The organism is Tamlana crocina (assembly GCF_012037625.1).
Map to the genome: position 1 here is coordinate 1 of NZ_JAAVJS010000326.1, position 412 is coordinate 412.

General features: G+C 44.7%; 1 protein-coding gene. It reads left to right on the top strand.

Annotated elements, in window-relative coordinates:
• Positions 1-412: sugar transferase (locus tag HC176_RS16955; RefSeq protein ID WP_425338222.1), on the top strand; the 412-nt coding region annotated here is incomplete at both ends.

Here is a 412-nt window from a genome sequence, read left to right on the forward strand (position 1 = left end):
CTGGATTTTTTTGTTGCCTTCACGGCATTAGTTTTCCTAAGCCCGTTCCTGTTATTTTTCACGTTTTTACTTGCAGTTGCGAACGGTGGTAAACCTTTTTTTCTACAAAGGCGTCCGGGGAAGAAGGGGGAGATATTCAGGATCATAAAGTTTAAAACGATGACAGACGCAAAAGATGCTGAAGGGAAATTGCTTCCTGATTCTGAAAGATTAACGGCTGTCGGAAAGTTTGTGAGAAAAACATCAGTAGACGAGATCCCGCAATTGATTAATGTAGTTAAGGGTGATATGAGTCTGGTTGGTCCGCGGCCGCTGCTTCCGGAGTACTTGAAGATTTACACCCCCAGACAACAAAAAAGGCATGATGTGCGACCTGGTCTTACCGGTTGGGCACAGGTGAATGGCAGAAATG